The organism is Lentzea sp. NBC_00516 (assembly GCF_036346835.1).
Lineage (GTDB): Bacteria > Actinomycetota > Actinomycetes > Mycobacteriales > Pseudonocardiaceae > Lentzea > Lentzea sokolovensis.
The window spans coordinates 6704289-6730835 of sequence record NZ_CP107840.1; the positions used below are offsets into that span (position 1 = coordinate 6704289).

Here is a 26547-nt window from a genome sequence, read left to right on the forward strand (position 1 = left end):
CTGTTCACACGTGCCGCGAGATCGAAATACCGTGGTTGACCGCGGCGCCGGGTGTCTCCTCGGCGGCGCCCTCGGCGACGCGCTCGGAGCCCCCGTGCAGTACCTCGGGTTGGCCGACATCCAGCGAGAACACGGCCCAGAGGGCGTGCTCGGCCCGCCGAAGCCCGCGCTGTTCACGGACGACACCCAGCTGACCCTCTTCACCGCCGACGGCTATCTGCGCGCCTGGGTGCGCGGGAAGCGGACCGGCGACTGGGAACCGTCCCAGATGGTCTGGCACAGCTACCGGCGGTGGCTGATCACCCAGCAGCAACCGGCCCCCGAACGGGGCGCGGTCGGGCTGCTCGCCGACGAACGGCTGTACGAGAGCCGCTCGCCCGGCCTGACGTGCCTGCGCGCGCTGGCCGCCGAGACACCGTCCACTCCGGAGAACCCGCACAACGAGTCGTCCGGCTGCAACGGCGTCACGCGCACGGCCCCCGCGGGCTTCGCGCCGTCCGCCGCGATCGCCTACGACCTCGGCTGCCGGTTCGCCGCTCTCACGCACGGCGGCACGGGCGGCTGGGTGTCCGGAGGCGCGCTGGCGTTGCTGGTGCACCTGCTCGCCGTGAAGGCCAGGCCGTTGCGCGAGGCGATCGACCAGGTCATCGGCCGGGTGCTGCGCGACGACACGTACACGGCCACGGTGCTGACCAGGGCCGTGGTGCTGGCCGACGACCACGACGGTTCGTCACCCGTGCGCGTCGACCGGCTCGGCAGCGGCTGGACCGGCCCGGAAGCACTGGCCATCGCGGTCTACACGGTGCTGACGCACCCGAAGCCGTCGCAGTTCGTGGACGCGATGCGCGCCGCCGCCAACCACTCCGGCGGCAGCGATGCCACGGCGGCGTTGACCGGCAACGTGCTCGGCGCGTTGCACGGCACCGACGCGATCCCCCGCGACTGGCTGATGGGGCTCGAGATGGTGGACGTGCTGGACGCGATGGGCCGCGATCTCGGCATGTCCGCGGTGAACCTGGACTTCAACGAGGACCGCTACGCGTAAGTCCCGGCCCAAGCAGCCGAGCGCGCGCTTTTGCGAGTTCGCGCTGGTCGTCCGCCCGCCGCTTCGCCGTGATTCGGCGAAGCCCAATCACGGCGAAGCGGCGGGCGGACGGCCAGCTTCCCGGCGAACTCGCCGCCGTCTGCGGAGCAGCGGCCAATAAACACAGCGGCCAAGAAATACAGAAAGAGCCTGCCGCGGCGCGCTCCCGAATTCGCGCTGCGGCAGGCTCTTCCGCACGAGTAGTTGGTCGACAGCAGGCCGGGACTTGCCCCGAGCGCGAGCTCCGATCCAGCTCTGGATCAACGAAATCATGCCCCGGAGTCAAGGCTCCGTTGGGCGAGCATGTTAACAGATGTGTACCGGAAGTCCAGGGCTCGAGAAGACGCGACGATCTTCGTCGACGATGAAGACCTCGCAGTCCTCCTGCGCGGCAGCCCACTCGATTCCGTCTCTACCCAGCGCAAACGCCGCTGTGGCAGTGGTATCCGCGATCGCGAGGTCGTCGGAGAAAACGGTGACCGACAGAATTCCCGAGACCGGCTGACCGGTACGGCCGTCCAGGATGTGCTCGCCGCGTTCGTACAACGCTGATGTGGCAACGGCTCCGTCCCGCACGCCGAGCACGACGCTCAGCTGGTCGGCGAGATCGGGATGCCGAACGCCGACGCGCCAAGGCTTTCCGGGCTCGGGCTCGCCGGCCGTGACCACGTCGCCGCCCGCGTTCACGCAGAACGTCGTGGCGCCGCCCTCGCGCAGCATGTCCGCCGCCCGTTGCACGGCCCAGCCCTTCACCACCGCGCACGGGTCGAGCCCGCGTCCCGGCACCCGTGCCGTGAACGCGCCGCCCGTCGACTCCTCGTACCAGTCGCACAGCGAGAGCACCTCGACCAGATCCGGGGTGAGCTCTTCCCTGGTGAGCTCACCCCGGTCCAGCCGGGACACCTCGCTATCGGGCTTGAACGGCGAGAACTGGGCGTCCGCCTCACGCAGCCAGGCGAACGCCCGCTCGGCCAGCGCGGCGTCGCCGTCACGCAGGTCCACCGAGATCGGCAGCCCCATGATCTGCTCGACGCGCCGCACTGCCACTTCTACTTCGCCCCGTCGAGCGCGGCCTGGAGCGACTTCTGGTAGCCCTCGGAGGTCGCGGTCGCGCCGGAGACCGTGTCGATGTCCGCGCTCTGCGCCTTCAGCGCCGACTGCCGCAGCAGCGGCAACGCCATCCTGGTCGGGTCACTGTTGGGCGCCCGCAACGCCTTCACGTCGATGATCTTGGTGCCCTGCAGCGTCACCTGCACCTGCACGGTGCCCTCGGACGTGTTCACCGCGGGCCCGGGCACGGTGCGGTTCTGGGCCTGCTGCTGGGTCTGCTGTTGCGGGGTCGTGGTCTTGGGCGCGGCACCCGTCGCCTTCGGCGCGGAGCCGGTGGTCTTCGGGACCGTCTGCTGGGTGGTGGTCTGCTGCTGCTCCTGGGTCGGCGCCGCCGCGACCTCGTTGATCTCGCCCTCGTGCGCCGCACCCGGCGAATAGATCCAGACCGGAACGAGGCCGGCCACGCTCAGTGCCAGAACGGGAATTGCCCTCTTCACGTCGTCGGACCCTCTCAGTTGGCCAGCGCGAAGCGCTCGGCGTGGATCTGGTTGCTGGGCACTCCCAGCTCGTCGAGGCTCTGGATCACCGTGCCGGTCATGCCGCCGGGGCCGCAGATGAAGACGTCGCGGTCCTGCACGTCCGGCACGAGCGCGGCGATGTTCTCCGGGCCGAGCAACGGGCCGTTCGCGGTGATGGTCTTCGACGAACCGGTGACCAGGCGCAGCACCGCGCCCTTCGCCCTGGCGAGGCCTTCGAGCTCACGCAGCAGAACGGCCTCGCGCGGGTCGCTGACCCGGTAGAGCACCACGACGTGGCCCTTGATCTCCTCCAGCAGCGCGCGGACCGGCGTGATGCCGACACCGCCCGCGACGAGGAGCGCGTTGGGCTTGGTCTGGTGCATGGTCGTGAACGCGCCGTACGGGCCCTCGGCGAACACGCGGGTGCCGACCTTGATGTCGCGGATGTCCGCGCTGCCGGTGCCCAGGGCCTTCGCGGTGAGCCGCAGGTACTTGCCGTTCGGCGCCGCGGACAGCGAGAACGGGTTGGCCTGCCACCAGCGGTCCTTGGTCAGGAAGCGCCACAGGAAGAACTGGCCGGCCTTCGCGCCGAGCTGGTCGAGGTCCTTGCCCTCGATGTAGACCGAGACGACGTTGTGCGCCTCGGGCACCACGGCGGCGACGTGGAACTGGTGCTTCCAGTTCCGGTAGAACGGGAGCACCACGCGTCCGATCAGGACGGACCCGAGCGCGAACGCCCACAGGCCCCACCAGTAGCCGGTCGCGAGCGCGGACTTGCGGAACGTGCTGCCGACCGCGACCTGGTGCGAGAACGCGAGGAAGATCGCGACGTAGGTGTACAGGTGGATGAAGTGCCAGGTCTCGTAGGCCATCCGGCGCCGCGCGAAGCGGGCCGAGACGGTGCCGACGATCATGATGATCGCCCACGCCACCAGCGCGCGGAGGATGCCCTCCAGCTCGGTCGCCTGCCGGATGACCTCCGCGATCGGGCCTTCGGCACCGGCGTTGCCGAACGCGATGAAGACCAGGTGGCCCATCAGCGTGAAGAAGATCGTGAAGCCGACCCAGCGGTGCCACGAGGTGAGCTTGTCCATGCCCAGGCGCCGGTCGAGCCACGGCAGCCGCGCGACCAGGAGCAGCTGGAACGCCATCGCGAGCGCGCCGTACAGGCCCGCCAGCCGGCCGAAGTTGACCAGCTTGTTCGAACCGACACCCGCCGCGTTGAACAGGTAGGTCACGAACGCCGCGTTGGCCAGGAGGAACACGTACAGGCCGGCTTTGGCCAGCACCTTGTGCGGCGTCGCCCGGCCGGCCGGAGCCGGTCGCACGGGATGCTGCAGGGTGGTCGTCACGGCGGGCTCCTCGGTCAGGGCGGTCTCTGGCGGTCGATCTCGATCCTTGGCGTTCGAGCTGTGGCTCCGCTTTGCACCCGCTGTCGACTTCCTGTCGATCGAGCGCGGGAGCCACCAGGTGACGCACCATGAGCACGTGGACAAGGGGAACTCGGTTCGATTGCTCGTCGTAGATGACGAGCCGCACATCGCTGACCTGGTCGCGACGGTCGCCCGGTACGAGGGCTGGCAGGCCGCGACGGCGCTCAACGGTGAGGAGGCTTTGAGAGAGGCCGCCGAGTTCCAGCCGGACATCGTCGTGCTCGACCTCATGCTGCCTGACCTGGACGGATTCACCGTTCTTGATCGGATGCGGGCGGCCGGGGCGATGGTTCCTGTGGTCTTTCTGACGGCCCGTGACGGCACCGCGGACCGGGTGGCGGGACTCACCAGGGGCGGCGACGACTACCTCGTAAAACCTTTCTCGGTCGAGGAGCTGATGGCCCGGCTCCGGGCCGTGCTGCGCCGCTCGACGGGTCCGTCGTGGAAGCGATCGGTGCTGAAGGTGTCCGATCTGGTGATGGACGAGGACACGCGCGAGGTCCGTCGCGGCGGCAAGCTCGTGACGCTGACGCCGACCGAGTACGAGCTGTTGCGGTACCTGATGCGGCGCTCGCCGGCCGTGCTGACGAAGGCGCAGATCCTCGACCACGTCTGGGAGTACGACTTCGGCGGCCGTTCGAACGTGGTCGAACTGGTCATCTCCCACCTGCGCCGCAAGCTCGACGACGGCCGCGAGCCGTTGATCCACACCGTGCGCGGTGTGGGGTACGTGCTCCGCCGAGCAGCTGAGTGAGCCCCGCGATGAAGTTCGGACTCAAGCCCGTCCGCGACTGGCGGCTCGGCACCCGCCTCGCGCTCGGCCTCGGCGCGCTCGCGCTGACGGTGTTCGTGATCGTCGGCTGGGTCATGGTCACGTCGATGAAGGACTTCCTCGACCGCCGCCTCGACGACCAGATGGTGATCAGCCAGCAGGGCGCGGCCAAGGAGGTCGAGTACTACGGCAAGATCACCAAGATCCCGCCGGACTGGTTCGCCGTCGTCTACAAGATCGAGGACGGTGGCGTCACGCCCCTGCCCGGTGACCAGCAGCCGCAGGACCGCGAGGAGTTCGACGCCCTCGCGAAGCAGGCGCTGACCGCCGACAAGTTCGAGACCGAGTACCTGCGCGACGAGGGCAAGTTCCGGCTGCGCGCCTGCCAGGTCATCAAGGACGAGTACATCGTGGTCAGCGCGGCCCCGATGCAGGACAGGGACGGCACGATCTCCCAGCTGGTCACGGTCGGCGTGATCGCGTTCCTGGCCGCGCTGGTCGCCCTGGTGGTGGGCGGCCAGGCGTTGATCCGCAAGGGCATGCAGCCGCTGTCGGACATGGCCGACACCGCGCACGACATCTCGTCGCACGACCTGACCGACTCGGGTGATCTCGCCGTGCGAGTGGACAGCCGAGGCGGCGGCGTGGAGGTCGAGGAGCTGCGCGAGGCGTTCAACAAGATGCTCGCGCACATCGACACGTCGCTGGTCGCGCGCACGGCCGCCGAGCAACGCCTGCGCCGCTTCATCGCCGACGCCTCGCACGAGCTACGCACGCCTCTCACGTCGTTGCGCGGCTACGCGGACCTGTTCAAGTACGCGGCGGCCAACGAACCGGGCGAGCGCGAGAAGCACCTGGAGAAGCTGCGGTCGGAGGCATCACGCATGAGCGTGCTGCTCGACGACCTGTTGTTGTTGGCACGCCTGGATTCCGCGGCGACCGAACCGCCGTTGCGGCCGGAGGAGCTGGACCTGTCGGTGATCGCGGAGGCGGCGGCGGACGCGTTCCGCGCGGGCAGGCCGTCGCACGCGCTGGACGTCGACGCCGACACGGTGACCATGACCGCCGACCCGACCCGGTTGAGGCAGGTGCTCGACAACCTGCTGACCAACGCGGCCGTGCACACGCCCGCGGGCACGACGGTGTCGTTGAAGGTGACGGCCGAGAACGGCTGGGCGGTGATCCGGGTGAGCGACACCGGCCCCGGAATTCCGGAGGCCGACCAGGCGCGGATCTTCGACAGGTTCTACCGCGTGGACGACTCGCGGACCCGTCAGCGCGGCGGCAGCGGCCTGGGCCTCGCCGTGGTGCAGTCGCTGGTGCAGGCGCACGGCGGCACGATCGAGCTGGCCAGCCGGCCGGGGTCGACGGCCTTCACGATCCGTCTCCCCCGGCGGCACTCGTAGCTAGTCGGCCTGAGAGCTCGTCGCCCACAGGTCGATGCCCGACTCGACGGCGTACTTGTCGATCTCGGCGAGCTCGTCGTCGGTCAGCGGCGGCGCCTGCAGGGCCGCGAGGTTCTGCTCCAGCTGCCCGACCGAGGACGCGCCGATCAACGCCGACGTGACGCGCGGGTCGCGGATCGTCCAGGTCAGGGCGAGCTGGGCCAGCGACTGGCCGCGCGACTTCGCGACCTCGTTGAGCGACCGGATGCGGCCGAGGTTCTGCTCGGTCAGCAGGTCCGTCGACAGCGACTTGCCCTGCGACGCGCGCGAACCCTCGGGAACGCCGTTGAGGTAGCGGTCGGTCAGCATGCCCTGCGCGAGCGGCGAGAACGCGATGCAGCCAGCGCCGACCTCCTCGAGCGTGTCCAGCAGCTCCGGCTCGATCCAGCGGTTGAGCATCGAGTACGACGGCTGGTGGATCAGCAACGGCACGCCGGCGCTCTTCAGCAGTTGGGCGGCCTCGCGGGTTTTCGCGGGCGAGTACGACGAGATGCCGACGTAGAGCGCCTTGCCCTGCTGGACCGCGGACACGAGCGCGCCCATCGTCTCTTCCAGCGGCGTCTCCGGGTCGAACCGGTGCGAGTAGAAGATGTCGACGTAGTCGAGGCCCATCCGCGTCAGCGACTGGTCGAGCGAGCTGAGCAGGTACTTGCGGCTGCCCCACTCCCCGTACGGCCCGGCCCACATGTCGTAGCCCGCCTTCGTCGAAACGACGAGCTCGTCGCGGTACGGCCTGAGATCATCCTTCAGGATCTGCCCGAACGTGATCTCCGCCGAGCCGTAGGGCGGACCGTAGTTGTTGGCGAGGTCGAAGTGCGTGACACCGAGGTCGAACGCCCTCCGCGCGATCCCGCGGCCCGACTCGTAGGGCCGGTCGCCGCCGAAGTTGTGCCACAGGCCGAGCGAGATGGCGGGCAGCTTGAGGCCGCTGCGTCCCGTCCGCCGGTACGTCATCTGGTCGTAGCGCGCGCTATCCGCGAGGTAGGACATGGTGCCCAGAATGTCACGTCCTAACGAGACAGTGCAGGACATGAATCGCGCCGCCGAGGCCGGTGAGGTGCTCGACCTCTCACGGCGTGGGAACAACGTGTTGCCCGCCAAGGCGATCCGTGACCTGCTGCTCTCGGGGAAGGTCGATCCACGCGGGCTCCTGGTGATCGGGGCCCGTGTCACCGGCACCCTCAACCTCGACTTCATCCGCACCTCGACAGCGCTTCAGCTGGACAAGTGCCTCTTCGAGGAAGCGCTCTCGCTGAACGACACCGAACTGCCGGCGCTGTCGCTCGACGGATCCACGTTTCCGGCTCTGTACGCGGAGAACCTGCGCACCCGCTACCTCACCATGGAGGGCGCGCGCTGCCTCGGAGTAGCCGACCTGGAGAACGCGCACGTCGACGGTTCGCTGTTGATGTCCGGCGCTACCGCGACGAGGTTGTTCGCGTCTGGTCTGCACGTCAGCCGAAGCATGCGGGCCAACGGCTTGTACGCCCGCAAGGTCGTGCTCGACGGCTGCGACATCGGTGGCGAACTGAACCTCCGCGAGGCCGTGATCGTCAGTGAGTCGGGCATCGCACTAGTCGCCCACAACGCCAAGGTGGGCGCGGACATCGATCTCACCAGAGCGTTCGTCAAGTCGGGCGACAAGCACGCCGTACAACTGTTCGACGCCAAGGCCTCCAGCCTTCGGATGAACGGAGCCGTGCTGCGCGGCACAACGGCGCTGTGTGCCGACGGCGCGGAGTTCTTACAGGGAGTGGTGCTCGACGACGGTTTCGACGCTCGTTCCAGCGTCGACACCATCACCATGATCGACACTCGTATCGGCTCCGGGCTCGTCCTCAGCGGATCGGTGCGCGGTGGCCGCGGACAAGCCCTGGTGCTGCACCGGACCAAGGTGGGCGCGAGCATCACGATCACCGCCGCCGAGATCGAGACGACCAGCGGATTCGCGGTTCTCGACCTCACCGACGCGGTGGTGAGCGGCCAGCTCGTCGTCGAGTCGACGAAGCTGACCAACCACGGCAGCGGCTACGAGCTCGAACTCGCCGGCACCAGGGTGGGCAACCAGCTCTACCTCAACGAGTTGGAGCTGATCGAGGCCGACGTCATCGTGTCGCTGGACGGCCTGACCTATCCGGATCCACCCGCGAACACCGATGTGTGGCTCAAGATGCTGCGCGACCACACACGCTTCTACGAAGCTCAGCCGTACCAGCAACTCGCCGCCGTTCATCGCGCCGCTGGGCACGAGCACAAGGCCCGCAAGGTCCTGATCGCGCAGCAGGAGGACCTCCGCCGGTACGGCGACCCCGGCAACAAGCTGTGGCACTGGTTCCTCGGCGTCACTCTGGGCTACGGCTACCGGCCCTCCAGGGCGGTGATTGGCCTACTCGTCACGTTCCTGCTCGCGCTTTGTCTCGTGTGGACAACCAACGCCTATAACGGCCTGACACCGGCCAAGGACCGCCCCGCCGACTCGTGTTCACCTGTGAACAGAATCAGTCTTGCGGCGGATCTCGCGATCCCGCTGGTGAAGCTCGGTGGCACACCGAGATGCGAACTGGCGAACGGACCAGCCGGGCAGTGGGCGACAGGGGCGGGCTGGGTCGTGCAGATCCTGGGTTGGTCGTTCGCCACGCTCAGTGTCGCGGGCTTTACCGGACTCGTCCGCAAAAGCTGACCGGCGTCCCAGCGGAATGAGAAGAGGGTCCGCCCACCTGGGCGAACCCTCTTCTCCAAGGGAGCCGGCGAGGGGAATCGAACCCCTAACCTTTCGCTTACAAGGCGAGTGCTCTGCCAATTGAGCTACGCCGGCCGGCTCGTGTTCGCGAACATCGTAAGCGCCCGTTGCGGGTGCTACCTGCGGCGAACGGACTGCTCTCAGTGTGATCGGATTGCTCCGACCGGAGTCGGACCAACCAACTGAGTGGATCAATGCGTCGGGGTGACCGCCTTGACCAGGTCAGGAGGGTAACCAACGGACAGTGATCATGTCCTCCTTTTCGGGTCGCCCGATCGGAGGTGGCCGACGACACAGCAACAGTCGAAGTCCCCGTCACGATCACACGACGGAGGTGCTCAAGATTTCCACGAACAGCCTGCACGGCCCCGCTCTGCCCGATGACACCACGGTTCACCTGGTACTCGATCTCGCCCTGAAGATCGGTGAGGTCCAAATGTCCAGTGGGGCCGGCGCGGCCGATGTGACAGCGACGATTCTCTCGGTCACCGAGAGCTATGGACTGCCGCACACCGAAGTCGACGTGATCTACACCTCTATCAGCGTGTCGTGTCATCGCGGCACGGAGGCGTTGCCGATCACCTCGATACGCGTCGTCCGGCAGCGCAGTCTCGACTACACGCGGCTTGCGGACGTTGAACATCTCGTGCGCAATCTGGGGCCGATCGAAGAAGCGCACGCACGGCTTGAAGACATCACGAACGCCAAGCACCCGTATCCGCGTTGGGTCGCCACTGCCGCGTGGGGCGGAATGGCCGCCGCCGTGGCGTTCCTCGTGGGCGGCGGGCTGGTGCTCGCGCTCACCGCCGCGGCCATCACCGCCGTGGTCGACCGGGTCGGCCGGATCCTCAACCGCCGCAACCTGCCCTTCTTCTTCCAGCAACTCGTCGGCGGTGCGCTCGGCACGGGGGCGGCGCTGGCCATCTTCTCCACCGGGTTGCTGCCGGTGCGGCCGAGTCTGCTCGTCGCCGTCGGGATCGTCGTGCTGCTGTCCGGGCTCGCGCTCGTCAGCACCGTGCAGGACGCGATCTCCGGCTACAACGTCACCGCCGCGGGCCGCACGGTCGAGACCGTGCTGCTCAGCGCGGGGTTGATCGCGGGTGTCGCGCTGGCGATCCGCGCGGCCGTCCACTTCGGACTGGACATCAGGCTCAGCGACCCGTTGCCCGCGTTGATCTCCGCGGTGCCGATGCAGTTCGCGGCCGGCGCGGCGACGAGTGCGTTCTTCGCGCTCGCCTGTTACGCCCGGCCCCGCGCGCTCGTCGCCGCCGCCATCTCCGGCGCGATCGGCACGGCCGCCTACGGACTCATGACGAGCTTCGGCCTGGACGCGCTGCTCGGCTCCGCCGTAGCCGCCGCGATCACCGGGTTCGGCGGCGCGACGATGACCCGCCGGCTGCGCATCCCGACGCTCGTCGTCGTCCAGGCGGGCGTCGTCCCGCTGCTGCCCGGCTGGACCACCTATCGAGGTCTGTTCCAGCTCACCGCGGAGGGCGATCCGGCCGGTTTGAGCACGCTCGTGTTCGCGAGTGGCATTGCTCTCGCTCTGGCCGGAGGTGTCGTGTTCGGCGAGTACCTGGCACAGCCGGTGCGCACGGGACTGGGCCGTCTGGAACGCAAGTTCGCTGGTCCGCGCATGTCCGGTCCGCTCAAACCCTCCAAGCGTCGTTTGGAGTGAAACTCGCTGTGACGGGGGTTACACGGCACGCCGACAGCACGCGTCCGCACTAGCCTCAGATCCGTGAGCATGGACATTGGCGAGAACGGGGCGGAATTCGTAGTCGTGGCCAACCGGTTGCCGGTTGACCTGGAGCGCTTGCCTGACGGAACCGAGCGGTGGAAACACAGCCCTGGCGGTCTCGTCAGCGCTCTCGAACCGTTCCTCCGCTCACACAGCGGCGCCTGGGTGGGCTGGCCCGGCGTCGCGGACACCGAGGTGCCGCCGTTCGAGGACGACGGCCTCCTGCTGCACCCGGTCGAGCTGTCCGCGAAAGAGGTCGAGGACTACTACGAGGGCTTCTCCAACGGCACCCTCTGGCCGCTCTACCACGACGTGGTGGCGCAGCCCGCGTTCCACCGGCACTGGTGGAACGCCTACGTGAAGGTCAACCAGCGGTTCGCCGACGCGACGGCGAAGGTCGCCGCGCAGGGCGCGACGGTCTGGGTGCAGGACTACCAGCTGCAACTCGTCCCGGCGATGCTGCGCGAGCAGCGGCCCGACCTCAAGATCGGCTTCTTCCTGCACATCCCGTTCCCGCCGGTCGAGCTGTTCATGCAGCTCCCGTGGCGCACGGAGATCATCCGCGGCCTGCTCGGCGCCGACCTGGTGGGCTTCCACCGGCCCGGCGGCGCGCAGAACTTCCTCTGGCTGGCCCGCCGGCTCGTGGGCCTGGAGCCGAGCCGCGGCACCGTAGGTGTCAGGACCCGGCCAGGTGTCGTGCAGGTCGGCGACCGCACCGTGCGCGTCGGCGCGTTCCCCATCTCGATCGACAGCGCGGGGCTCGACGCGGTCGCCCGGCGCAAGGAGACGCAGGCCCGTGCGAAGCAGATTCGAGCGGACCTGGGCAACCCCAAGCGCATCCTTCTGGGCGTGGACCGTCTCGACTACACGAAGGGCATCGACGTCAGGATCCGCGCTCTGTACGAGCTGATCGCGGACGGACGCGTGGACCCCGAGGACGTCGCGATGGTGCAGCTGGCAACGCCCAGCCGGGAGCGGGTCGACCACTACGTGACGATGCGCAAGGACATCGAGCAGTCGGTCGGCCGGATCAACGGCGAGTTCGGGCGGGTCGGCAAACCCGTCGTGCACTACCTGCACCAGTCGGTGAACCGCGAGGAGCTCGTCGCGTTCATGAGCGCGGCGGACGTCATGGTCGTCACGCCCGTTCGGGACGGAATGAACCTCGTGTGCAAGGAGTACGTGGCCTGCCGATATGATCTTGGTGGAGCTCTGGTGCTCAGCGAGTTCGCCGGCGCTGCCGCAGAACTGACCAGTGCGTTCCTGGTGAACCCCCATGATCTGGACGGTGTCAAGAACGCTCTGCAGGCCGCCCTCGACATCGATCCTGCTGAAGGCCGCCGTAGGATGCGCGCGCTGCGCCGCCAAGTCCTCACCCACGACGTTGATCGCTGGGCAAGGTCGTTCCTGGAGGCGTTGGGCACGCAGACCTCGGTCTGAATCCTTTCAGATCCCATTGACCCATCGAGTGCTCCAGGAGGGGCGTTGACCGCCGAGGCCCTCCCCGCCGAACTGCGCCGCGCGATCGTGCAGCTGGCCAGGACCCCACGACTGCTGGTCGCCAGCGACTACGACGGAACACTCGCTCCGATCGTGGCCGACCCGGAGGCTGCTCGCCCGCTTCCGGAGTCGGTGAACGCGCTGCGTTCGCTGGCGAGCCTGCACGAGACCACGTCAGCCGTGATCTCCGGTCGCGCGCTGCGCGATCTGGCCACCCTTTCCCGCCTGCCTGGCGAGGTCCACCTGGTGGGCTCGCACGGCTCCGAGTTCGACGTCGGCTTCGTCCACGCGCTGGACGCGAACGCCAAGGCGTTGCTGCGGCGCATCGAAGCCGAGCTCGAAGAGATCGCCGACGGCCAAGAAGGCGTCCAGCTCGAGGTCAAGCCCGCCTCCGTCGCGGTGCACGTGCGCCGTGCCGCGAGCGAGGCCATCGGGGAGGCCGTGCTCACCGCCGTCCGCTCCGGCCCGTGCACCTGGGAAGGTGTGCAGGTCACCGAGGGCAAGGCCGTCATCGAGCTCGCCGTCGTCGAGACCAACAAGGGCCAGGCGCTGGACATCCTGCGCCACCAGGTCGGCGCCACCGCGGCGATCTTCCTGGGCGACGACGTGACGGACGAGAAGGCGTTCGCACGCCTGTCCGGCCCGGACGTCGGCATCCGCGTGGGTGCCGGCGAGTCGCTGGCCGAGCACTACGTGGCCGACCCCGCCGACGTGGCGACGGTGCTGGCGTTCCTCCTGGAGGAGCGCCGCGCGTGGCTGCACGGCGACCAGGCCGTGCCGATCGAGCGCCTGACCATGCTCGCCAACGAGCGTTCGGTGGCCCTGGTGACCCCGGACGCCAAGGTCAACTGGCTGTGCCATCCCGAACCGGACTCCGCGGCGATCTTCGCGGACCTGCTCGGTGGCCCCGCCGCCGGTCACTTCTCGATCAAGCCGGAGCACGGGTCGCTGCCGCTGGGCCAGCGCTACCTGCCGGGCACGATGATCGTGGAGACCCGCTGGTCGCGGCTCCTGGTGACGGACTACCTGGAGCACGACCTCGCCTCGCACCGCACCGACCTGGTGCGCCGCATCTCCGGTTCGACCAACGCGGTGATCACGTTCGCGCCGCGTCCCGAGTTCGGGCAGGTGCCGGTGCGGCTGCTGCGCGAGCGCGACGGCCTGCGCGTCGTCGGCACCTCGGACCCGATGGTGCTGCGTTCCCCCGGTGTCGACTGGGAGATCACCTCGGACGGCGTGCAGGAGACCGCACGCGCCGTGGTCCGCCCACGCGAGGGTGCGCCGGTGTTGCTGGAGCTGCGCTGCGGCACCGACGACATCTCCGAGCACGCTCAGGCCGAGTCGGTGCGCCGTGACCGCGCCGCCGGCTACTGGTCGGACTGGGCGGCGGGTCTGCACCTGCCGAAGGTGCAGACCGACCTGGTGCTGCGGTCTGCTTTGACGCTGCGCGGCCTGGTTCACAAGGACTCCGGCTCGATCATGGCCGCGGCCACCACGTCGCTGCCGGAAGAGCTGGGCGGCGTCCGCAACTGGGACTACCGCTACTGCTGGCTGCGCGACGGCGCGATGACCGCCGCCGCACTCGTGTCGGTAGGCTCCTTCGCGGAGGCCGACGGCTTCCTGACGTGGCTGCACGGCGTCCTGGAGACCATCCCGGGCCCGGAGCGGCTGCACCCGCTGTACACGCTGCACGGCACCCAGCTCGGTGCCGAGGCCGTCATCGAGTCGCTGCCCGGCTACGCCGGCTCCCGTCCGGTCCGCGTGGGCAACCTCGCGAACCAGCAGGTGCAGCTCGACGTGTTCGGCCCGGTCGTCGACCTGGTCGTGCAGCTGGCCACCGCCCGCGGTTCCCTGTCGGACGCCGACTGGACGATGGCAGGGGCGATGGCCGAGGCCGTCTCCCGGCGCTGGCACGAGCCCGACCACGGCATCTGGGAGGAACGGCACGCGCCGCGCCACCACGTGTACTCGAAGGTCATGTGCTGGCTGACGATCGACCGGACGATCAAGCTCGGCGAACAGTTCGGTCGTGAGCTCGACCCGTCGTGGGTGCCGCTGCGCGACACGATCGCCACGGATGTTCTGAAGAACGGCTGGAACGACGAGGTCCAGTCCTTCACCACGGCCTACGACGGCGACGACCTCGACGCCGCCTCGCTGTTCGTGGGCCTGTCGGGCCTGATCGACCCGACCGACGAGCGCTTCCAGTCGACCGTGACGGCCATCGAGGCGGAGCTGCGGTCCGGTTCGACCGTGTACCGCTACCGCCGCGACGACGGCCTGCCGGGCGACGAGGGCGGCTTCCACCTCTGCGCCGCCTGGATGATCGAGTCTTATCTTCTGACTGGTCGTCGCACCGAGGCCGAGGAGCTGTTCGGCCAGATCGTCGCGGCCGCGGGCCCCACCGGCCTGCTGCCGGAGGAGTACGACCCGATCGCCGAGCGCTCGCTGGGCAACCACCCGCAGGCGTACTCGCACCTGGGCCTGATCCGCTGCGCCCAGCTGCTCTCGCAGTGATCTCGTAGTTCTGCTGCCGCCGCGGTCCTGCTTCAGGGCCGCGGCGGTGCCATTTCCAGGATCTCCGCTGTGCCCCGGTCCTGGCCGTACTGCTGGTAGGTGATCCGGTCACCCGCGTTCAGACGCTCCCACCCGCTCATCAGGAACGGCCGCAGACGCACGGACGCGCTCTGCCCCGGCTCCAGGACCGGCTGCCCCAGCCGCAGGGACGCGACCGCGCGGTCGCCCTCCCCGAGCACCCACACCGGCCTGGTCTCCTGTTCCTTCACGGCTTCCGCACTCGCGTCCAGGGTCAGCTCGGCCCGGACGAAGCCGTACAACGTCTCGGCGCGCCGCCAGCGGAACCAGGCGGGATCGGCCTCCAGCTGCACCGCGACCTCCGCCAGCAGATCCCAGTACCGGTACGTCTGCCAGGTGCCGTCCTCGAAGTCCCCCAGGGCTTCCAGCAGATCCCACCACTTGTGGTCGGCGTCGGCGTCGTCCTCGATGTCGGCCAGGGTCAGCCCCGTCGCGGTGAGCGCGTCCGGCGGCACCTGAGCGAGGGCGAGCCTGAGCACGCCGCCCACCTCGTCCAGCTCACCGTCGGAGAAGCGCTCCATCCCGCGCATGAAGTCGTACTGGACCTGCCCCGCGTACCCGCGCCGCATGGCCGCGTCCGCCTCGTCCAGCGACACGTCGAAGGCCGTGCTCCACGCGGTCAGAATCTCGTCCTTCGACATGGTGCTCCGCATGAGCCGCCGCGCGACCTCGCGCTCGTCCACGCCGTCGAGCTGCCACGCCCGCAGCTGATAGAAGTTGATCATCACGCCTCCCCCTGACGCCCCCGAAGGGGAGTATTCAGGGTCGGGGCGGCACTTTCTCGATGATTTTCGCGGTCCCCGGCGAACTGCCGTGCAGCGTGATCACGTCGCCCCGGATGAGATGCGCCCACGCCGGCGGCACGAACGGCCTCAGCCGTGCGGTCGCGCGTTCGCCCGGACCCAGCACCGGCTTGGACTCGATCCACAGCGCGGCCACCCGCTGGTGTTTGCCGGTTACGTCCCACATCGGGCGTTCTCCCCTGGCCTGCAACGGTTCCGCGTCGACCGACAGGGTCAGCTCGACCCGCAGCAGGCCTTGGATCGACTCCACGCAGCGCCACTGGAACCAGGTCTCGTCCTGATCCATCTGGGTCGCCGCCTCGGCGAGCAGGGCCCAGTAGCGCGGGGTCTGCCAGGTGTGGCCGTCGAAGTCTCCCAACAGGGTGAGGACCAGTTCCCACTCTTCGAGGTCGAGGTAGTCGAGCAGCTCTGAGCCCTGCACCTCCGCGGGCACCAAGGACGCCGCGAACCGCAGTAACTCACCTATCTCGCTGTCGTGTCTCCCCAACACCCGCGTATTCGATCACAGTCGCCGTACCGGCCACCGGCTGTCCCTCATGCATGGTGCTCACGTCGCCCGGTGCGGGGCTGTGCCATCTCTCCGGCGCCGGCCGCCGGACCGTCGCTCGGCCGCCTGCCTCCAGGACCGGACTCGACTCGCTCGACGCCCCTGCACTCAGAGGTCGGTGTCACCCAGATTCCACAACGGGCTGTGCTCACCCTGCCTGGGATCGAAGCCGTGCTGCTGGACACGAGCGCCGGACACGAGACGAGGGTCGACGCGAATCACCAGCCGTGCCGCTCCCCCGCGCGATTCCTCCTGACGCAACGCGCGATCCCCGTTTTTGGTTCCCGCGTTGTCCACAGGCTAGCCGAATCCGGATAGTCGCAGGTCAGAGAGTCGACACCCTGTGGACAACTCGCGATCATGGACTGGCTGCCCCGGCTCCCCGAACCTGCGCCCCGTCGTCCGGCGGCCCCGCCACCACTTCCTCATGACGATGGCGCGGCGGCAGGTCAGTCGTCCTCGGGCTTGTCCTCGGACTTGCTGCTGCGCTTGCGGTTCAGGCCGAGCAGTTCCAGCGCCGACACCAGGTCGTTCGCCACCAGCGCTCGCACCCCGTCCGGCAGCGGGCCGTGGTCCGGCGGCACCAGGGCCTTCTTGAACCCGAGCCGCGCGGCCTCGCTGAGCCGCTTGCCGACGCCGTTGACGCGCCTGATCTCACCGGCCAGGCCGACCTCGCCGAGCACCACCAGGTCGGCGGGCAGGGCGATCTCGCGTTCCGCGGAGGCCACCGCCAGCACCACGGCCAGGTCCGCCGCCGGCTCGACCAGTCGCATGCCGCCCACGGTGGCGGTGAAGACGTCCTTCTGGAACAGGTTGACCTTGCCGCGCTTCTCCAGCACCGCCAGCGCCATCGAGATGCGCGCCGAGTCGAGCCCGCTCACCGCGCGGCGGGGCGCGGGCAGGTTCGTCTTGGCCACCAACGCCTGCACCTCGCCGAGCATCGGCCGCTTGCCCTCGACGATCACCGTGACGCAGGTGCCCTCGACGGCCTTTTCTCGGCGCGTGAGGAACAGCCCGGACGGGTCCGGCACGCACGCGATGCCGTCGTCGCGCAGTTCGAAGCAGCCCACCTCGTCCGCCGCGCCGTAACGGTTCTTGATGCCGCGCAGCAGCCGCAGACTGGAGTGACGATCGCCCTCGAACTGCAGCACCACGTCGACCAGGTGCTCCAGAACCCTGGGCCCCGCAACGGATCCGTCCTTCGTGACGTGTCCGACCAGGACGACCGGAAGGCCGCGCTCCTTGGCCATCGCGATCAGTCCTGATGCGACAGTGCGCACCTGCGTGACGCCACCGGGCACGCCCTCGACGCTCACCGTCGACATGGTCTGGATGGAGTCGACGATCAGCATCGACGGCTTCACCTGGTCGACCTGCCCGAGCAACGCGCTGAGCTCGCTCTCGGCCGCCAGGTACATCTCGCCGTGCAGGTTGCCGGTGCGTTCCGCGCGCAGCCGCACCTGCCCCGCGGACTCCTCACCGGTGACGTAGAGGCAACGGCCGTGCGACTCGGCCCAGCGATGCGCCGTCTCCAGCAGCAACGTCGACTTGCCCACGCCGGGCTCACCGGCCAGCAGCACGACGGCACCGGGCACCAGGCCGCCGCCCAGCACCCGGTCGAACTCGCTGACACCGGTGGACAGCGCCCGCGCCGACTCGATGTCGACCTCGCCGATGGGCCGGGCCTTCGACGTCGGCGCGCCCGCCACCACGCGCGTCACCGACGCGGTGCCTCGTTCCTCGATGCTGCCCCACGCCTGGCACTCGGGGCAGCGGCCGAACCACTTCGCCACCTCGTGCCCGCACTCGGCACAACGAAAGATCGGCCGCGCTGTCTTCGCCACGAACCGAACGTTAGAGCACAGCACCGACAGAAACGTGCGCCGCAGGTCAGGACGGTCGCCGGAGAAACTTCAAGATTTTTCGGCGGGTTTGTCGATCCGGGCCCAGGCCCGTTCGACGCATCAGTGGAAGGACACGACGAACCTGGAGGACACAGTGAGCACCGCAACCGTTTCCGCGACGCAGACCCGCAAGTTCGCCCTCGGCCGCTACCCCACCGTCGTCACCCGCGTGCTGACCGGCCTGCTGTTCGCCACGACCGGCCTGAACGGCTTCATCATGTTCATGCCTGCCCCGGACCCCAGCACGATGGCCCCTGCCGGCGTCGCCTTCAACACCGCGCTCTACGCGACCGGGTACATGGTCCAGCTGTTGTCCGGCGTCCAGCTCGTCTCCGGGCTGCTGCTGATCATCGGCCGGTTCGTGCCGCTGGCGCTGGCCCTGCTCGCCCCGGTGGTCGTGAACATCTTCCTGTTCCACGTCTTCCTGGAGCCGAGCGGCATGGTCATGGGACTGCTCGTGGTCGCCGCCGAGATCGGCCTGGCGTGGGCGTACCGCGACAAGTTCCTGCCGATGCTCAAGGCCTCCTGAACAACGCGAAACGCCGCCCCCTGAAGCCAGGAGGCGGCGTTTTCGCGTTGTCGCGAGTTCGCGTCGGTCGTCCGGTCGCCTCTTCGGGTCAACCGCCGCAGGCGATTCGGGCCGAAGCGGTGGCCGGACGACCGACTCAAAGGCGAACTCGCCGCCGTCTGCGGAGCAGCGGCCAAAAACTCAGTGACCGCCGGACTCGTGGCCCTCGCTCGTGCGCTTGTGCTCGGACGGCGCCACGGGCACCTCCAGCGTCACGGAGCCGGCCTTCTCGAACAGGAACGTGACCTTGACGGTCTGGGCCGCCACCACGTCGCGGTTCAGCTTCTTGAAGGTGCAGCGGATCTCCAGCACCTCGAGGCTCGGGTCGACCGCGGCCGACGACGAGGTCGGCGCGACGGAGGAACCCGACGGGCGGCCGCTCGACGACGCGCCCGAGGACGGCGACACGTTCGAGGACGACACGCCCGAGGACGGGGCACCGGACGACGGCGTCACCGACGACGACGGATTCGACGAGGACGGGTTCGACGACGGGGCACCCGAGGTCGGCACGACCGACGAGGACGAGGCAGCGGACGACGAGGGCGCGGAGGACTTCACCGGCGCCTTCGAGGCGTCGTACTCGGCCCGCAGCGCGTACTGCGCCGGGATCTCCTTCGAGCCGACGACCTCGGCCTCGGCTTCCGAGGCGTCCGACTTGATCGACAGCAGCTTGTCCGGGGCGGAGCCCGAGTTCGCGATGACGAACGTCAGCGGCGCGTCGTCGCCTTCGTGGTACCGGTTGCCGTCCGGCGGGAAAGCGAGCATTACGTTGCGCACCGCGATCGGGCCCGCGTTGCCGCTCGCACCGTCGACGGCGGCGACCTGGGTGTCGGTCTGGGTGACCTGACCGGCGCTGCAGCCGACCGCCACCAGGCCGAGGCCCGCGGCCAGCGCTGCCGTCACGATCATCCGGCGAGACACTCCTGAGTTCACGGCTCCAGCGTCCTTCCTAGGGAACAACCACCAGGCAAGGAGCCTAACCGGGAGCCGAATCGAGGACGCGACGGGATGCCAGTCGATCTTCGATGAGACGTACCTTGCACGCGAACAGGTGGTTTGTCAACCCCCCGCATGGCCCTGACCAGCACTAACGGATCATCGAGCAGCGATCGAAGGGTTGCCGGACGTGTTAGGATGGAGGCATCGAAAGGGGCAGAGGACACATGGTTTTCAAGGTCGGAGAGACCGTCGTCTACCCGCACCACGGTGCCGCTCTCATCGAAGCAATCGAGACCCGCGTGATCAAGGGCGAGGAAAAGAAGTACCTCGTTCTCAAGGTAGCGCAGGGCGACCTCACCGTTCGGGTTCCCGCTGACAACGCCGAAATCGTAGGCGTGCGTGACGTTGTCGGCCAGGAAGGGCTCGACAAGGTTTTCGAGGTCTTGCGTGCTCCCCACACCGAGGAGCCGACCAACTGGTCTCGGCGGTACAAGGCCAATCTTGAGAAGCTCGCCTCTGGCGATGTGAACAAGGTTGCGGAAGTGGTGCGCGACCTCTGGCGGCGCGAGAAGGATCGCGGGCTTTCCGCCGGCGAGAAGCGGATGCTGGCGAAGGCGCGGCAGATACTGGTCAGCGAGCTTGCGCTGGCCGAGGGCACCGACGAGGACAAGGCCGAGGTTCTCCTCGACGAAGTTCTCGCCACCGCCTCGTAGTTTTTCAAACAAACAAATCAGAGCATCGGACTTAGTCGCGAACATGAGTGTTGTCGCGCTCGTGCCCGCGGCGGGGCGAGGTGAGCGTCTGGGCTACGGGATGCCCAAGGCGCTCGTGCCGGTCAACGGCGTTCCGCTGTTGACTCGTGCCGTACGTGGTCTGTTCGAGTCAGGCCAGGTTCAGCACGTCGTCATCGCAGCTCCACCGTCCGATGTGGACTTGGTGCACACCGCAACCGCCTCGCTGGCCCCGGCCGGCGGGGCGGTGCACGTGCTTTCAGGGGGCGCCGAACGCACCGATTCGGTGCGGCTCGCCCTCGAACACGCGCTCCGCGTGATTCCGGACACCTCGATCGTGCTGGTCCACGACGCTGCCCGTGCCTTCACCCCTCCCGAGGTCATCGCCGACGTCGTCGCCGCTGTGCGCGGCGGACACGACGCCGTCATCCCGGTGCTTCCGGTCGCCGACACGATCAAGCAGGTGAACGAGGTCGGAGTGGTCGTCTCCACACCTGATCGAGCCGGTCTGCGGATCGTGCAGACCCCGCAGGGTTTCCGCGCCGAGACTCTCAAAGCCGCCTATTGCTCCGGTATCGCCGCGACTGACGACGCCGGTCTCGTCGAGAAGAACGGTGTCGCCGTGCACACGGTTCCAGGGCACGCGCACGCCATGAAGATCACCACGCCGTTCGACCTCGCGGTCGCGGAAGCACTGTTCAGCGGAGGCCAGAAGTGAGGATCGGCCAGGGCGTCGACGTCCACCCGATCGAGTCGGGCCGGGAGTGCTGGATCGCCGGTCTGCTGTGGGAGGGCGTCGACGGTTGCGCCGGCCACTCCGACGGCGACGTGGCCTCACACGCCCTGTGCGACGCGCTGCTGTCCGCGGCGGGCCTGGGTGACCTGGGCGCCGTGTTCGGCACGTCAGACCCGCGCTGGTCGGGCGCGCACGGCGTGGTCCTGCTCACGGAGGTGCGCCGCCTCGTCGAAGAGGCCGGATTCCGTGTGGGAAATGCCACAGTGCAGGTCATCGGCAACGAGCCGCGCATCGGCAAGCGCCGCGACGAGGCCCAGAAAACGCTTTCCGACGCCGTGGGCGGTCCGGTCTCGGTCGCCGGCACCACCACGGACGGCCTGGGTCTCACAGGGCGAAACGAAGGCATCGCGGCGATCGCGACAGCCTTGCTGTTCCCCGTAGCCTGACGAACATGGCCACGCTTTCAGAAACGCAGCGCGAACTCCTCGACAGCCCGAACTACGCCACGGTCGCGACGCTGACCAAGGACGGCAGCCCGCAGACCTCGGTCGTCTGGATCAAGCGCGACGGCGACGACGTGCTGTTCTCCACCGTCGTCGGCCGGGCGAAGGAGCGCCACCTGCAGAACGACCCGCGGGTGAGCATCACCGTCATCAACAAGGACAACCCGTACCAGTACAGCGAGTTCCGCGGTGACGCGTCGCTGACCACCGAGGGCGGCGCCGAGCTCATCAACGAGCTGTCGCACAAGTACCTCGGCAAGGACTACCCGGGCGACGCCGGCACGGACAACGTGCGCGTCATCGTCCGCATCAAGGTCGCCAAGACCACCGGAAACGCCTAGAGCCGTTAACTCGGCTGCCTCTGCGCGGGCACGTTGAGCACGGCACGGCCGCCGTCGAGGTCCACCCGGCTTCGCGGCGGCGCGCCGTCCCCCTCGTCGTCGCGCAGCAGGCGTTCCTCCTTGCGGAACTCGATCTCCTCGCGCTTGCCGGCCTCGAACGTCGCGCCGAGCTCACCGATCCCGGCGGTGGACATCGGCGTGCCCTTCTTCTTGCCCCGCACGAAGCGCTCGACCACGGCGAGCACGAACAACGCCGCCACCAACGCGGGTAACGACATCGCGAACAGGAACCCCAGGCTCATACCTGGACAACTCCCCGTACGTCGGTGTGGTTCCCGCCACTAACATGCGCCTCGTGCCCAAGTACGACGTTTGTCTCTCCTTCGCCGGCGAAGACCGCCCCTACGTCGACGAGGTGGCCCGCCACCTCACCGAGCTGGGCGTCTCCCGTTTCTACGACACCGACGAGCAGGCCGATCTCTGGGGCAAGAACCTCGTCGAGCACCTGGACCAGATCTACCGCCACGACTCGCGCTTCTGCGTGATGTTCATTTCGGAGGCCTACGCCAGGAAGATGTGGACCAAGCACGAGCGGCAGTCCGCGTTCGACCGCGCCCTGACCTCCGACACCGAGTACGTGCTGCCCGTCCGGTTCGACGACACCGAGATCCCCGCGCTGCGCGTCGGCACCGGGTACCTGGACCTGCGCGGCCGCACGCCCCGCGAGCTGGCCGAGATGATCGCGAAGAAGGTCGGCGTCCCGGTGGCCGGACCGCCGCCCGGCTGGGAGTACCAGCTGTTCTCCGACACCGTGGGGCTGCACATGCGCAACCTCAAGGACAAGCGGATCAGCCACGAGATGGGCAGCGTGCGGCCGAAGCGCATGATCACCTCGGACGTCGACGCGCTGGACACCTTCACGGCGCGCAGCCGCACGTTCGACGGGATCATCAACGGCATCGCGGACCTGCTCTCCCCCGGCAGGCTGCAGAGCGCGTTCGGCCCGGCCAGCAAGCCCGGCGACAGCGACAAGATCAAGTACCTGGCCAACAGCTTCGTGGAGGCCTACGAGAATCTCCTCGACTGGTCCGCCGACCTGCGCGGCACCACCACACCGGACCGCTTCACCGCGCTCTACAAGGCCGCGTCCCAGCTCGCCGACCAGCCGCTCCAGCAGATCGAGCAGTTCGTCGAGGAGTTCGCGGCTGCCAGCGTCCGCGGCACGGGCGACCTGCGGCTGACCCTCTCCTACGACCCGTCGGCGGTCGAGGCCGAGCTCAAAAAGGTCCAGACCACCTAGCCGTTCGGCACGTAGAGTCGGGGGCGTGACGATCCGCGCCGCGCTCTTCGACTTCTCCGGCACGCTGTTCCGGCTCGAACACCCCGAGCTGGAGTCCAACGGTGCCCTGATGCGTGCCCTCACCGCCCCGGTCGGCATCGCCGACGGCATGGACCCCGAGCTGGCCGACGGCTGGCACCGGCGCGACCTCGACCCCGACGTGCACCGCTGGGTGCACGTGAAGGTCCTCGAGGACGCGCTGGTGCCCGACGCCGAGGCCTTCTACGACAAGCTGCTGCACCCCGAGTCCTGGCAGCCCTACCCGGACACCAGGGCGACGCTGGAGCACCTCAAGGACGTCCCGGTCGCGGTCGTCAGCAACATCGGCTGGGACATCCGCACCGTGTTCGAGCTGCACGGCCTCACGCACCTCGTGGACGAGTTCGTGCTGTCCTACGAAGAAGGCGTCATCAAGCCGGACCCGAAGATCTTCACCACCGCGTGCGAACGGCTGGGCGTCGATCCCCGCAATGCCGTAATGGTCGGCGACAGCGAGGAGGCGGACGGCGGAGCGGAGTCGATCGGTTGCTCCTTCCGGCTCGTCAACCCGGTTCCGACGAGTGACCGCCCGACCGCTCTTTTGGATGTGGCCCGTACCATTCCCGTGTGAGCCTCCACATCTACGACACCGCGAGCCGGTCCATGCGGGAGTTCCACCCGCAGGTCAACGGAACGGCGTCGATCTACGTGTGTGGGGCGACCGTGCAGGGCGTGCCGCACATCGGGCACGTCCGCAGCGGCCTGAACTTCGACGTACTGCGCCGCTGGCTCGCCCGTGACGGCGCCGACGTCACGCTGGTCCGCAACGTCACCGACATCGACGACAAGATCCTCACCAAGGCCGCCGACCACGGCAGGCCCTGGTGGGAGTGGGCGTACAAGCACGAGCGCGCCTTCGAGGACGCCTACGACGCGCTGGGCTGCCTGCCGCCGTCGTACGCGCCGCGCGCCACCGGCCACGTCACGCAGATGGTCGAGCTGATGCAGCGGCTGATCGACAAGGGCCACGCCTACGACGTCGACGGCGACGTCTACTTCGACGTGCGCTCGTTCCCCGAGTACGGCGCGCTGTCCGGGCAGCGGCTCGACGGCGTGGAGCAGGGTGAGACGGCGGTGCGCGGCAAGCGCGACCCGCGCGACTTCACGCTGTGGAAGGCCGCCAAGCCCGGCGAGCCGTCCTGGCCGACCCCGTGGGGCGACGGCAGGCCCGGCTGGCACCTGGAGTGCTCGGCGATGGCCACGACGTACCTCGGCAGCACGTTCGACATCCACGGCGGCGGGCTCGACCTGATCTTCCCGCACCACGAGAACGAGCAGGCCCAGTCCCGCGCGGCCGGCGACGGCTTCGCGAACTACTGGATGCACAACTACTGGGTGACGCTGTCGGGCGAGAAGATGGCCAAGTCGCTCGGCAACACCGTGTCCATCCCCGCGATGCTGGAACTGGTCCGCGCCCAGGAGCTGCGGTACTACCTGGTCTCGCCGCACTACCGGTCGCACATCGAGTACTCCGAAGAGGCGTTGCAGGAGGCGGTGACGTCCTACGGGCGCATCGAGTCGTTCCTGCGCCGCACCGCGGAACGCGTCGGCCCGATCGAGCTCCGCGGCGACATGTGCCCGGACTTCGTCGTGGCGATGGACAACGACCTGAACACGCCCCAAGCCGTGGCAGCGCTGCACAACAAGGTGCGCCAGGGCAACACGGCACTCGCCGACGGCGACCACGAGACGGCCCGTGCGGCCGCCGAGTGCGTGCGCCGGATGGCTGACATCCTCGGCGTCGACCCGTTGTCGCCGAAGTGGAACGACGCGTCGCCTGCCGATCTCGGCATGCGACAGGCGTTGACCACCCTGGTGGATCGACTTCTCGTCGAACGCCAAGAAGCCCGCAAGAGCAGGGATTTCGCGCGCTCTGACGCATTGCGCGACCAGCTGCACGACGCGGGCATCGCCGTCGAGGACACCCCCGACGGTCCGCAGTGGACTTTGAAGGACGACTGACTTCCGTGGCTGGCAATTCCAAGCGCAAGGGCGCGATGCGCAATCCGGGCTCCAAGAAGGGCGCGGTCGTCGGCTCCGGCGGGCAGAAGTCCAAGGGGCTGACCGGCAAGGGTCCGACGCCGAAGGCGATCGAGCGCCCGAACCACCCCGCCTACAAGCGGGCCAAGGTGGCGGCGAAGACCGACGCGGTCAACACCCGGCGCCGGCACACCAAGGAGAAGGCCTCCGCGGAGACCGTGGCGGGCCGCAACCCCGTCGTGGAGTGTCTGCGCGCGGGTACGCCCGCGACGGCGCTGTACGTGGCGCTGGGCATCGACGCGGACGACCGCGTGGCCGAGGCCGTGCGCCTGGCCGCCGACCGCGGCATCACCGTGCTGGAGGTCGCCCGCGGTGAGCTCGACCGGATCACCGCCGGCGCGATGCACCAGGGCCTCGGCCTGCAGGTGCCGCCGTTCGAGTACGCGACCGCGGACGAGCTGCTCGAGCTCGCTCAACGCGCCACCACGCCGCCGTTGCTGGTGGCACTGGACGGCGTGACGGACCCGCGCAACCTGGGTGCTGTCGTGCGGTCCGCGGCTGCGTTCGGCGCTCAGGGCGTCGTGGTGCCGCAGCGGCGCAGCGCGTCGATGACCGCTGTCGCGTGGCGCACCAGCGCGGGCACGGCCGCCAAGATCCCGATCGCGATGGCCACGAACCTCACCCGCACGCTGCGCGACTGGGCGGAGGCGGGTCTGATGATCGTCGGCCTCGATGCCGACGGTGACGTCGACGTCGACGGTCTCGACCTCGCGACGGGCCCGCTCGTCGTCGTGGTCGGGTCGGAGGGCCGCGGTCTCGGCCGTCTGGTCAAGGAGACGTGCGACCAGACCGTGTCGATCCCGATGGCGAAGGGCGTCGAGTCGCTCAACGCGTCCGTCGCGTCCGGTGTCGTGCTGGCCGAGATCGCTCGCCGCCGCCGTCTCGACGCCAAAGGCTGACACGTCAGACGGCCTTGTCTGACGGTTGCCTGACGTTATCGGCTAGTTCGCGACGCTAAGCGCCTTCATTGCCGACGTTAGTGATCGTTTTCCTCGCCTGCGAAACCGGTTTCGTTACGCGGGCGGGGAAACGGGATCTCCACACTTGCCAGAACTTCGCGACTCATCGGGATGACAAACGGCGTGGCCTATTCCGCGCCACTCCCGGACGCGGGTACCTTCGTCTCGATCGCAATTCGCCTGTTTCACCAGGTAGGAGCCGGTGCGAGTTGCGCCG

25 protein-coding genes and 1 tRNA gene are annotated in these 26547 nt (G+C 68.7%); 16 read left to right on the forward strand and 10 right to left on the reverse strand.

Translation table 11 applies throughout. The features are described 5' to 3' along the window. Positions 1–31: 31 nt before the first annotated feature. Complete coding sequence (locus OG205_RS30360; protein ID WP_330271412.1) at positions 32–1045, forward strand: ADP-ribosylglycohydrolase family protein; 1014 nt, start codon at positions 32–34, stop codon at positions 1043–1045. A gap of 345 nt (positions 1046–1390) precedes the next feature. Here the strand turns inward: OG205_RS30360 and OG205_RS30365 are convergent, their stop codons facing one another. Genes OG205_RS30365 through OG205_RS30375 form a run of 3 tightly spaced genes read right to left on the reverse strand, consistent with a single transcriptional unit; the run spans position 1391 to position 4004 of the window. Beyond that, positions 1391–2131 carry an FAD:protein FMN transferase gene (locus tag OG205_RS30365; protein ID WP_330271413.1) on the reverse strand — a complete coding sequence of 247 codons (741 nt, stop codon included), beginning with the start codon at positions 2129–2131 and terminating at the stop codon, positions 1391–1393. Positions 2132–2133: 2 nt separating this feature from the next. Next, positions 2134–2631 (reverse strand): FMN-binding protein, encoded by a 498-nt coding sequence (locus OG205_RS30370; RefSeq protein ID WP_330271414.1) that lies wholly within the window; start codon positions 2629–2631, stop codon positions 2134–2136. A gap of 14 nt (positions 2632–2645) precedes the next feature. Beyond that, positions 2646–4004, reverse strand: coding sequence for a ferredoxin reductase family protein (locus OG205_RS30375; protein ID WP_330271415.1), 1359 nt, complete (start codon positions 4002–4004; stop codon positions 2646–2648). 136 nt (positions 4005–4140) lie between these two features. Between OG205_RS30375 and OG205_RS30380 the strand changes: the two genes are divergently transcribed. Together OG205_RS30380 and OG205_RS30385 are read left to right on the forward strand one after the other, a co-directional pair. After that, on the forward strand, positions 4141–4839 hold the full coding sequence (locus tag OG205_RS30380; RefSeq protein WP_211335635.1) for a response regulator transcription factor: 699 nt from the start codon (positions 4141–4143) through the stop codon (positions 4837–4839). Positions 4840–4847: 8 nt separating this feature from the next. Beyond that, complete coding sequence (locus OG205_RS30385) at positions 4848–6263, forward strand: sensor histidine kinase (protein ID WP_330271416.1); 1416 nt, start codon at positions 4848–4850, stop codon at positions 6261–6263. Here OG205_RS30385 and mgrA read toward each other — a convergent pair whose 3' ends face one another. Further along, the gene (gene mgrA / locus OG205_RS30390; protein ID WP_330271417.1) at positions 6264–7292 is read right to left on the reverse strand and encodes an L-glyceraldehyde 3-phosphate reductase; all 1029 of its coding nucleotides are present in this window, start codon (positions 7290–7292) and stop codon (positions 6264–6266) included. It abuts the gene before it with no gap. A gap of 40 nt (positions 7293–7332) precedes the next feature. Between mgrA and OG205_RS30395 the strand changes: the two genes are divergently transcribed. Continuing rightward, positions 7333–8982 carry a hypothetical protein gene (locus tag OG205_RS30395; protein WP_330271418.1) on the forward strand — a complete coding sequence of 550 codons (1650 nt, stop codon included), beginning with the start codon at positions 7333–7335 and terminating at the stop codon, positions 8980–8982. Positions 8983–9044: 62 nt separating this feature from the next. On the opposite strand, the gene OG205_RS30400 is transcribed toward OG205_RS30395, so the two are convergent. Continuing rightward, positions 9045–9117 (reverse strand) — tRNA-Thr (locus tag OG205_RS30400). Between the two features lie 259 nt (positions 9118–9376). Here OG205_RS30400 and OG205_RS30405 point away from each other — a divergent pair. The 3 genes from OG205_RS30405 (at position 9377) to otsB (ending at position 14800) form a co-directional block, all read left to right on the forward strand. Next, a complete protein-coding gene (locus OG205_RS30405; protein ID WP_319975934.1) occupies positions 9377–10720 on the forward strand; it encodes a threonine/serine ThrE exporter family protein in 1344 nt (447 codons plus the stop codon). Between the two features lie 69 nt (positions 10721–10789). Beyond that, positions 10790–12223 carry an alpha,alpha-trehalose-phosphate synthase (UDP-forming) gene (locus OG205_RS30410; protein ID WP_319976117.1) on the forward strand — a complete coding sequence of 478 codons (1434 nt, stop codon included), beginning with the start codon at positions 10790–10792 and terminating at the stop codon, positions 12221–12223. A gap of 45 nt (positions 12224–12268) precedes the next feature. Then, positions 12269–14800, forward strand: a complete 2532-nt coding sequence (otsB, locus tag OG205_RS30415; protein ID WP_330271419.1) for a trehalose-phosphatase — start codon at positions 12269–12271, stop codon at positions 14798–14800. 32 nt (positions 14801–14832) lie between these two features. On the opposite strand, the gene OG205_RS30420 is transcribed toward otsB, so the two are convergent. The 3 genes from OG205_RS30420 to radA form a co-directional block, all read right to left on the reverse strand. Then, positions 14833–15603 carry a hypothetical protein gene (locus tag OG205_RS30420; protein WP_330271420.1) on the reverse strand — a complete coding sequence of 257 codons (771 nt, stop codon included), beginning with the start codon at positions 15601–15603 and terminating at the stop codon, positions 14833–14835. Between the two features lie 34 nt (positions 15604–15637). Further along, positions 15638–16171, reverse strand: a complete 534-nt coding sequence (locus OG205_RS30425) for a hypothetical protein (protein ID WP_330271421.1) — start codon at positions 16169–16171, stop codon at positions 15638–15640. Between the two features lie 506 nt (positions 16172–16677). Next, complete coding sequence (gene radA, locus OG205_RS30430; protein ID WP_330271422.1) at positions 16678–18072, reverse strand: DNA repair protein RadA; 1395 nt, start codon at positions 18070–18072, stop codon at positions 16678–16680. Positions 18073–18226: 154 nt separating this feature from the next. On the opposite strand from radA, the gene OG205_RS30435 reads away from it, so the two are divergent. Further along, positions 18227–18661, forward strand: coding sequence for a hypothetical protein (locus OG205_RS30435; protein WP_330271423.1), 435 nt, complete (start codon positions 18227–18229; stop codon positions 18659–18661). A 180-nt stretch (positions 18662–18841) separates the two neighbouring features. Here the strand turns inward: OG205_RS30435 and OG205_RS30440 are convergent, their stop codons facing one another. After that, a complete protein-coding gene (locus OG205_RS30440; protein ID WP_330271424.1) occupies positions 18842–19636 on the reverse strand; it encodes a hypothetical protein in 795 nt (264 codons plus the stop codon). A gap of 230 nt (positions 19637–19866) precedes the next feature. Between OG205_RS30440 and OG205_RS30445 the strand changes: the two genes are divergently transcribed. From OG205_RS30445 to OG205_RS30460, 4 genes are read left to right on the forward strand one after another with little or no spacing between them, the layout of a single operon-like run. Continuing rightward, entirely contained in the window at positions 19867–20355 is a 489-nt protein-coding gene (locus tag OG205_RS30445) for a CarD family transcriptional regulator (RefSeq protein ID WP_012782996.1), read from the forward strand. 43 nt (positions 20356–20398) lie between these two features. Beyond that, positions 20399–21091: a 2-C-methyl-D-erythritol 4-phosphate cytidylyltransferase gene (gene ispD, locus OG205_RS30450; RefSeq protein ID WP_330271425.1), complete on the forward strand. Its 693-nt coding sequence runs from the start codon at positions 20399–20401 to the stop codon at positions 21089–21091. Continuing rightward, positions 21088–21555, forward strand: a complete 468-nt coding sequence (ispF, locus tag OG205_RS30455; protein WP_330271426.1) for a 2-C-methyl-D-erythritol 2,4-cyclodiphosphate synthase — start codon at positions 21088–21090, stop codon at positions 21553–21555. The genes ispD and ispF overlap by 4 nt, the downstream gene beginning before the upstream one ends. Before the next feature lie 5 nt (positions 21556–21560). After that, on the forward strand, positions 21561–21953 hold the full coding sequence (locus OG205_RS30460; RefSeq protein WP_330271427.1) for a PPOX class F420-dependent oxidoreductase: 393 nt from the start codon (positions 21561–21563) through the stop codon (positions 21951–21953). A gap of 5 nt (positions 21954–21958) precedes the next feature. Here the strand turns inward: OG205_RS30460 and OG205_RS30465 are convergent, their stop codons facing one another. Further along, entirely contained in the window at positions 21959–22255 is a 297-nt protein-coding gene (locus OG205_RS30465; protein WP_330271428.1) for a DUF6191 domain-containing protein, read from the reverse strand. A 53-nt stretch (positions 22256–22308) separates the two neighbouring features. Between OG205_RS30465 and OG205_RS30470 the strand changes: the two genes are divergently transcribed. From OG205_RS30470 to rlmB, 4 genes are read left to right on the forward strand one after another with little or no spacing between them, the layout of a single operon-like run. Further along, entirely contained in the window at positions 22309–23253 is a 945-nt protein-coding gene (locus tag OG205_RS30470; protein WP_330271429.1) for a toll/interleukin-1 receptor domain-containing protein, read from the forward strand. A gap of 25 nt (positions 23254–23278) precedes the next feature. Next, the gene (locus OG205_RS30475; protein WP_330271430.1) at positions 23279–23902 is read left to right on the forward strand and encodes an HAD family hydrolase; all 624 of its coding nucleotides are present in this window, start codon (positions 23279–23281) and stop codon (positions 23900–23902) included. Then, the gene (cysS, locus tag OG205_RS30480; protein WP_330271431.1) at positions 23899–25293 is read left to right on the forward strand and encodes a cysteine--tRNA ligase; all 1395 of its coding nucleotides are present in this window, start codon (positions 23899–23901) and stop codon (positions 25291–25293) included. The genes OG205_RS30475 and cysS overlap by 4 nt, the downstream gene beginning before the upstream one ends. A gap of 5 nt (positions 25294–25298) precedes the next feature. Continuing rightward, positions 25299–26270: a 23S rRNA (guanosine(2251)-2'-O)-methyltransferase RlmB gene (gene rlmB / locus OG205_RS30485; protein WP_330271432.1), complete on the forward strand. Its 972-nt coding sequence runs from the start codon at positions 25299–25301 to the stop codon at positions 26268–26270. Positions 26271–26547: the final 277 nt, after the last annotated feature.

Coding starts and splice junctions, on each gene's coding strand:
- OG205_RS30385 (WP_330271416.1), top strand. CDS start 4,848: ATGAAGTTCGGACTCAAGCCCGTCCGCGACTGGCGGCTCGGCACCCGC.
- mgrA (WP_330271417.1), bottom strand. CDS start 7,292: ATGTCCTACCTCGCGGATAGCGCGCGCTACGACCAGATGACGTACCGG.
- OG205_RS30395 (WP_330271418.1), top strand. CDS start 7,333: ATGAATCGCGCCGCCGAGGCCGGTGAGGTGCTCGACCTCTCACGGCGT.
- OG205_RS30410 (WP_319976117.1), top strand. CDS start 10,790: ATGGACATTGGCGAGAACGGGGCGGAATTCGTAGTCGTGGCCAACCGG.
- OG205_RS30420 (WP_330271420.1), bottom strand. CDS start 15,603: ATGATCAACTTCTATCAGCTGCGGGCGTGGCAGCTCGACGGCGTGGAC.
- OG205_RS30445 (WP_012782996.1), top strand. CDS start 19,867: ATGGTTTTCAAGGTCGGAGAGACCGTCGTCTACCCGCACCACGGTGCC.
- ispD (WP_330271425.1), top strand. CDS start 20,399: ATGAGTGTTGTCGCGCTCGTGCCCGCGGCGGGGCGAGGTGAGCGTCTG.
- OG205_RS30460 (WP_330271427.1), top strand. CDS start 21,561: ATGGCCACGCTTTCAGAAACGCAGCGCGAACTCCTCGACAGCCCGAAC.
- OG205_RS30465 (WP_330271428.1), bottom strand. CDS start 22,255: ATGAGCCTGGGGTTCCTGTTCGCGATGTCGTTACCCGCGTTGGTGGCG.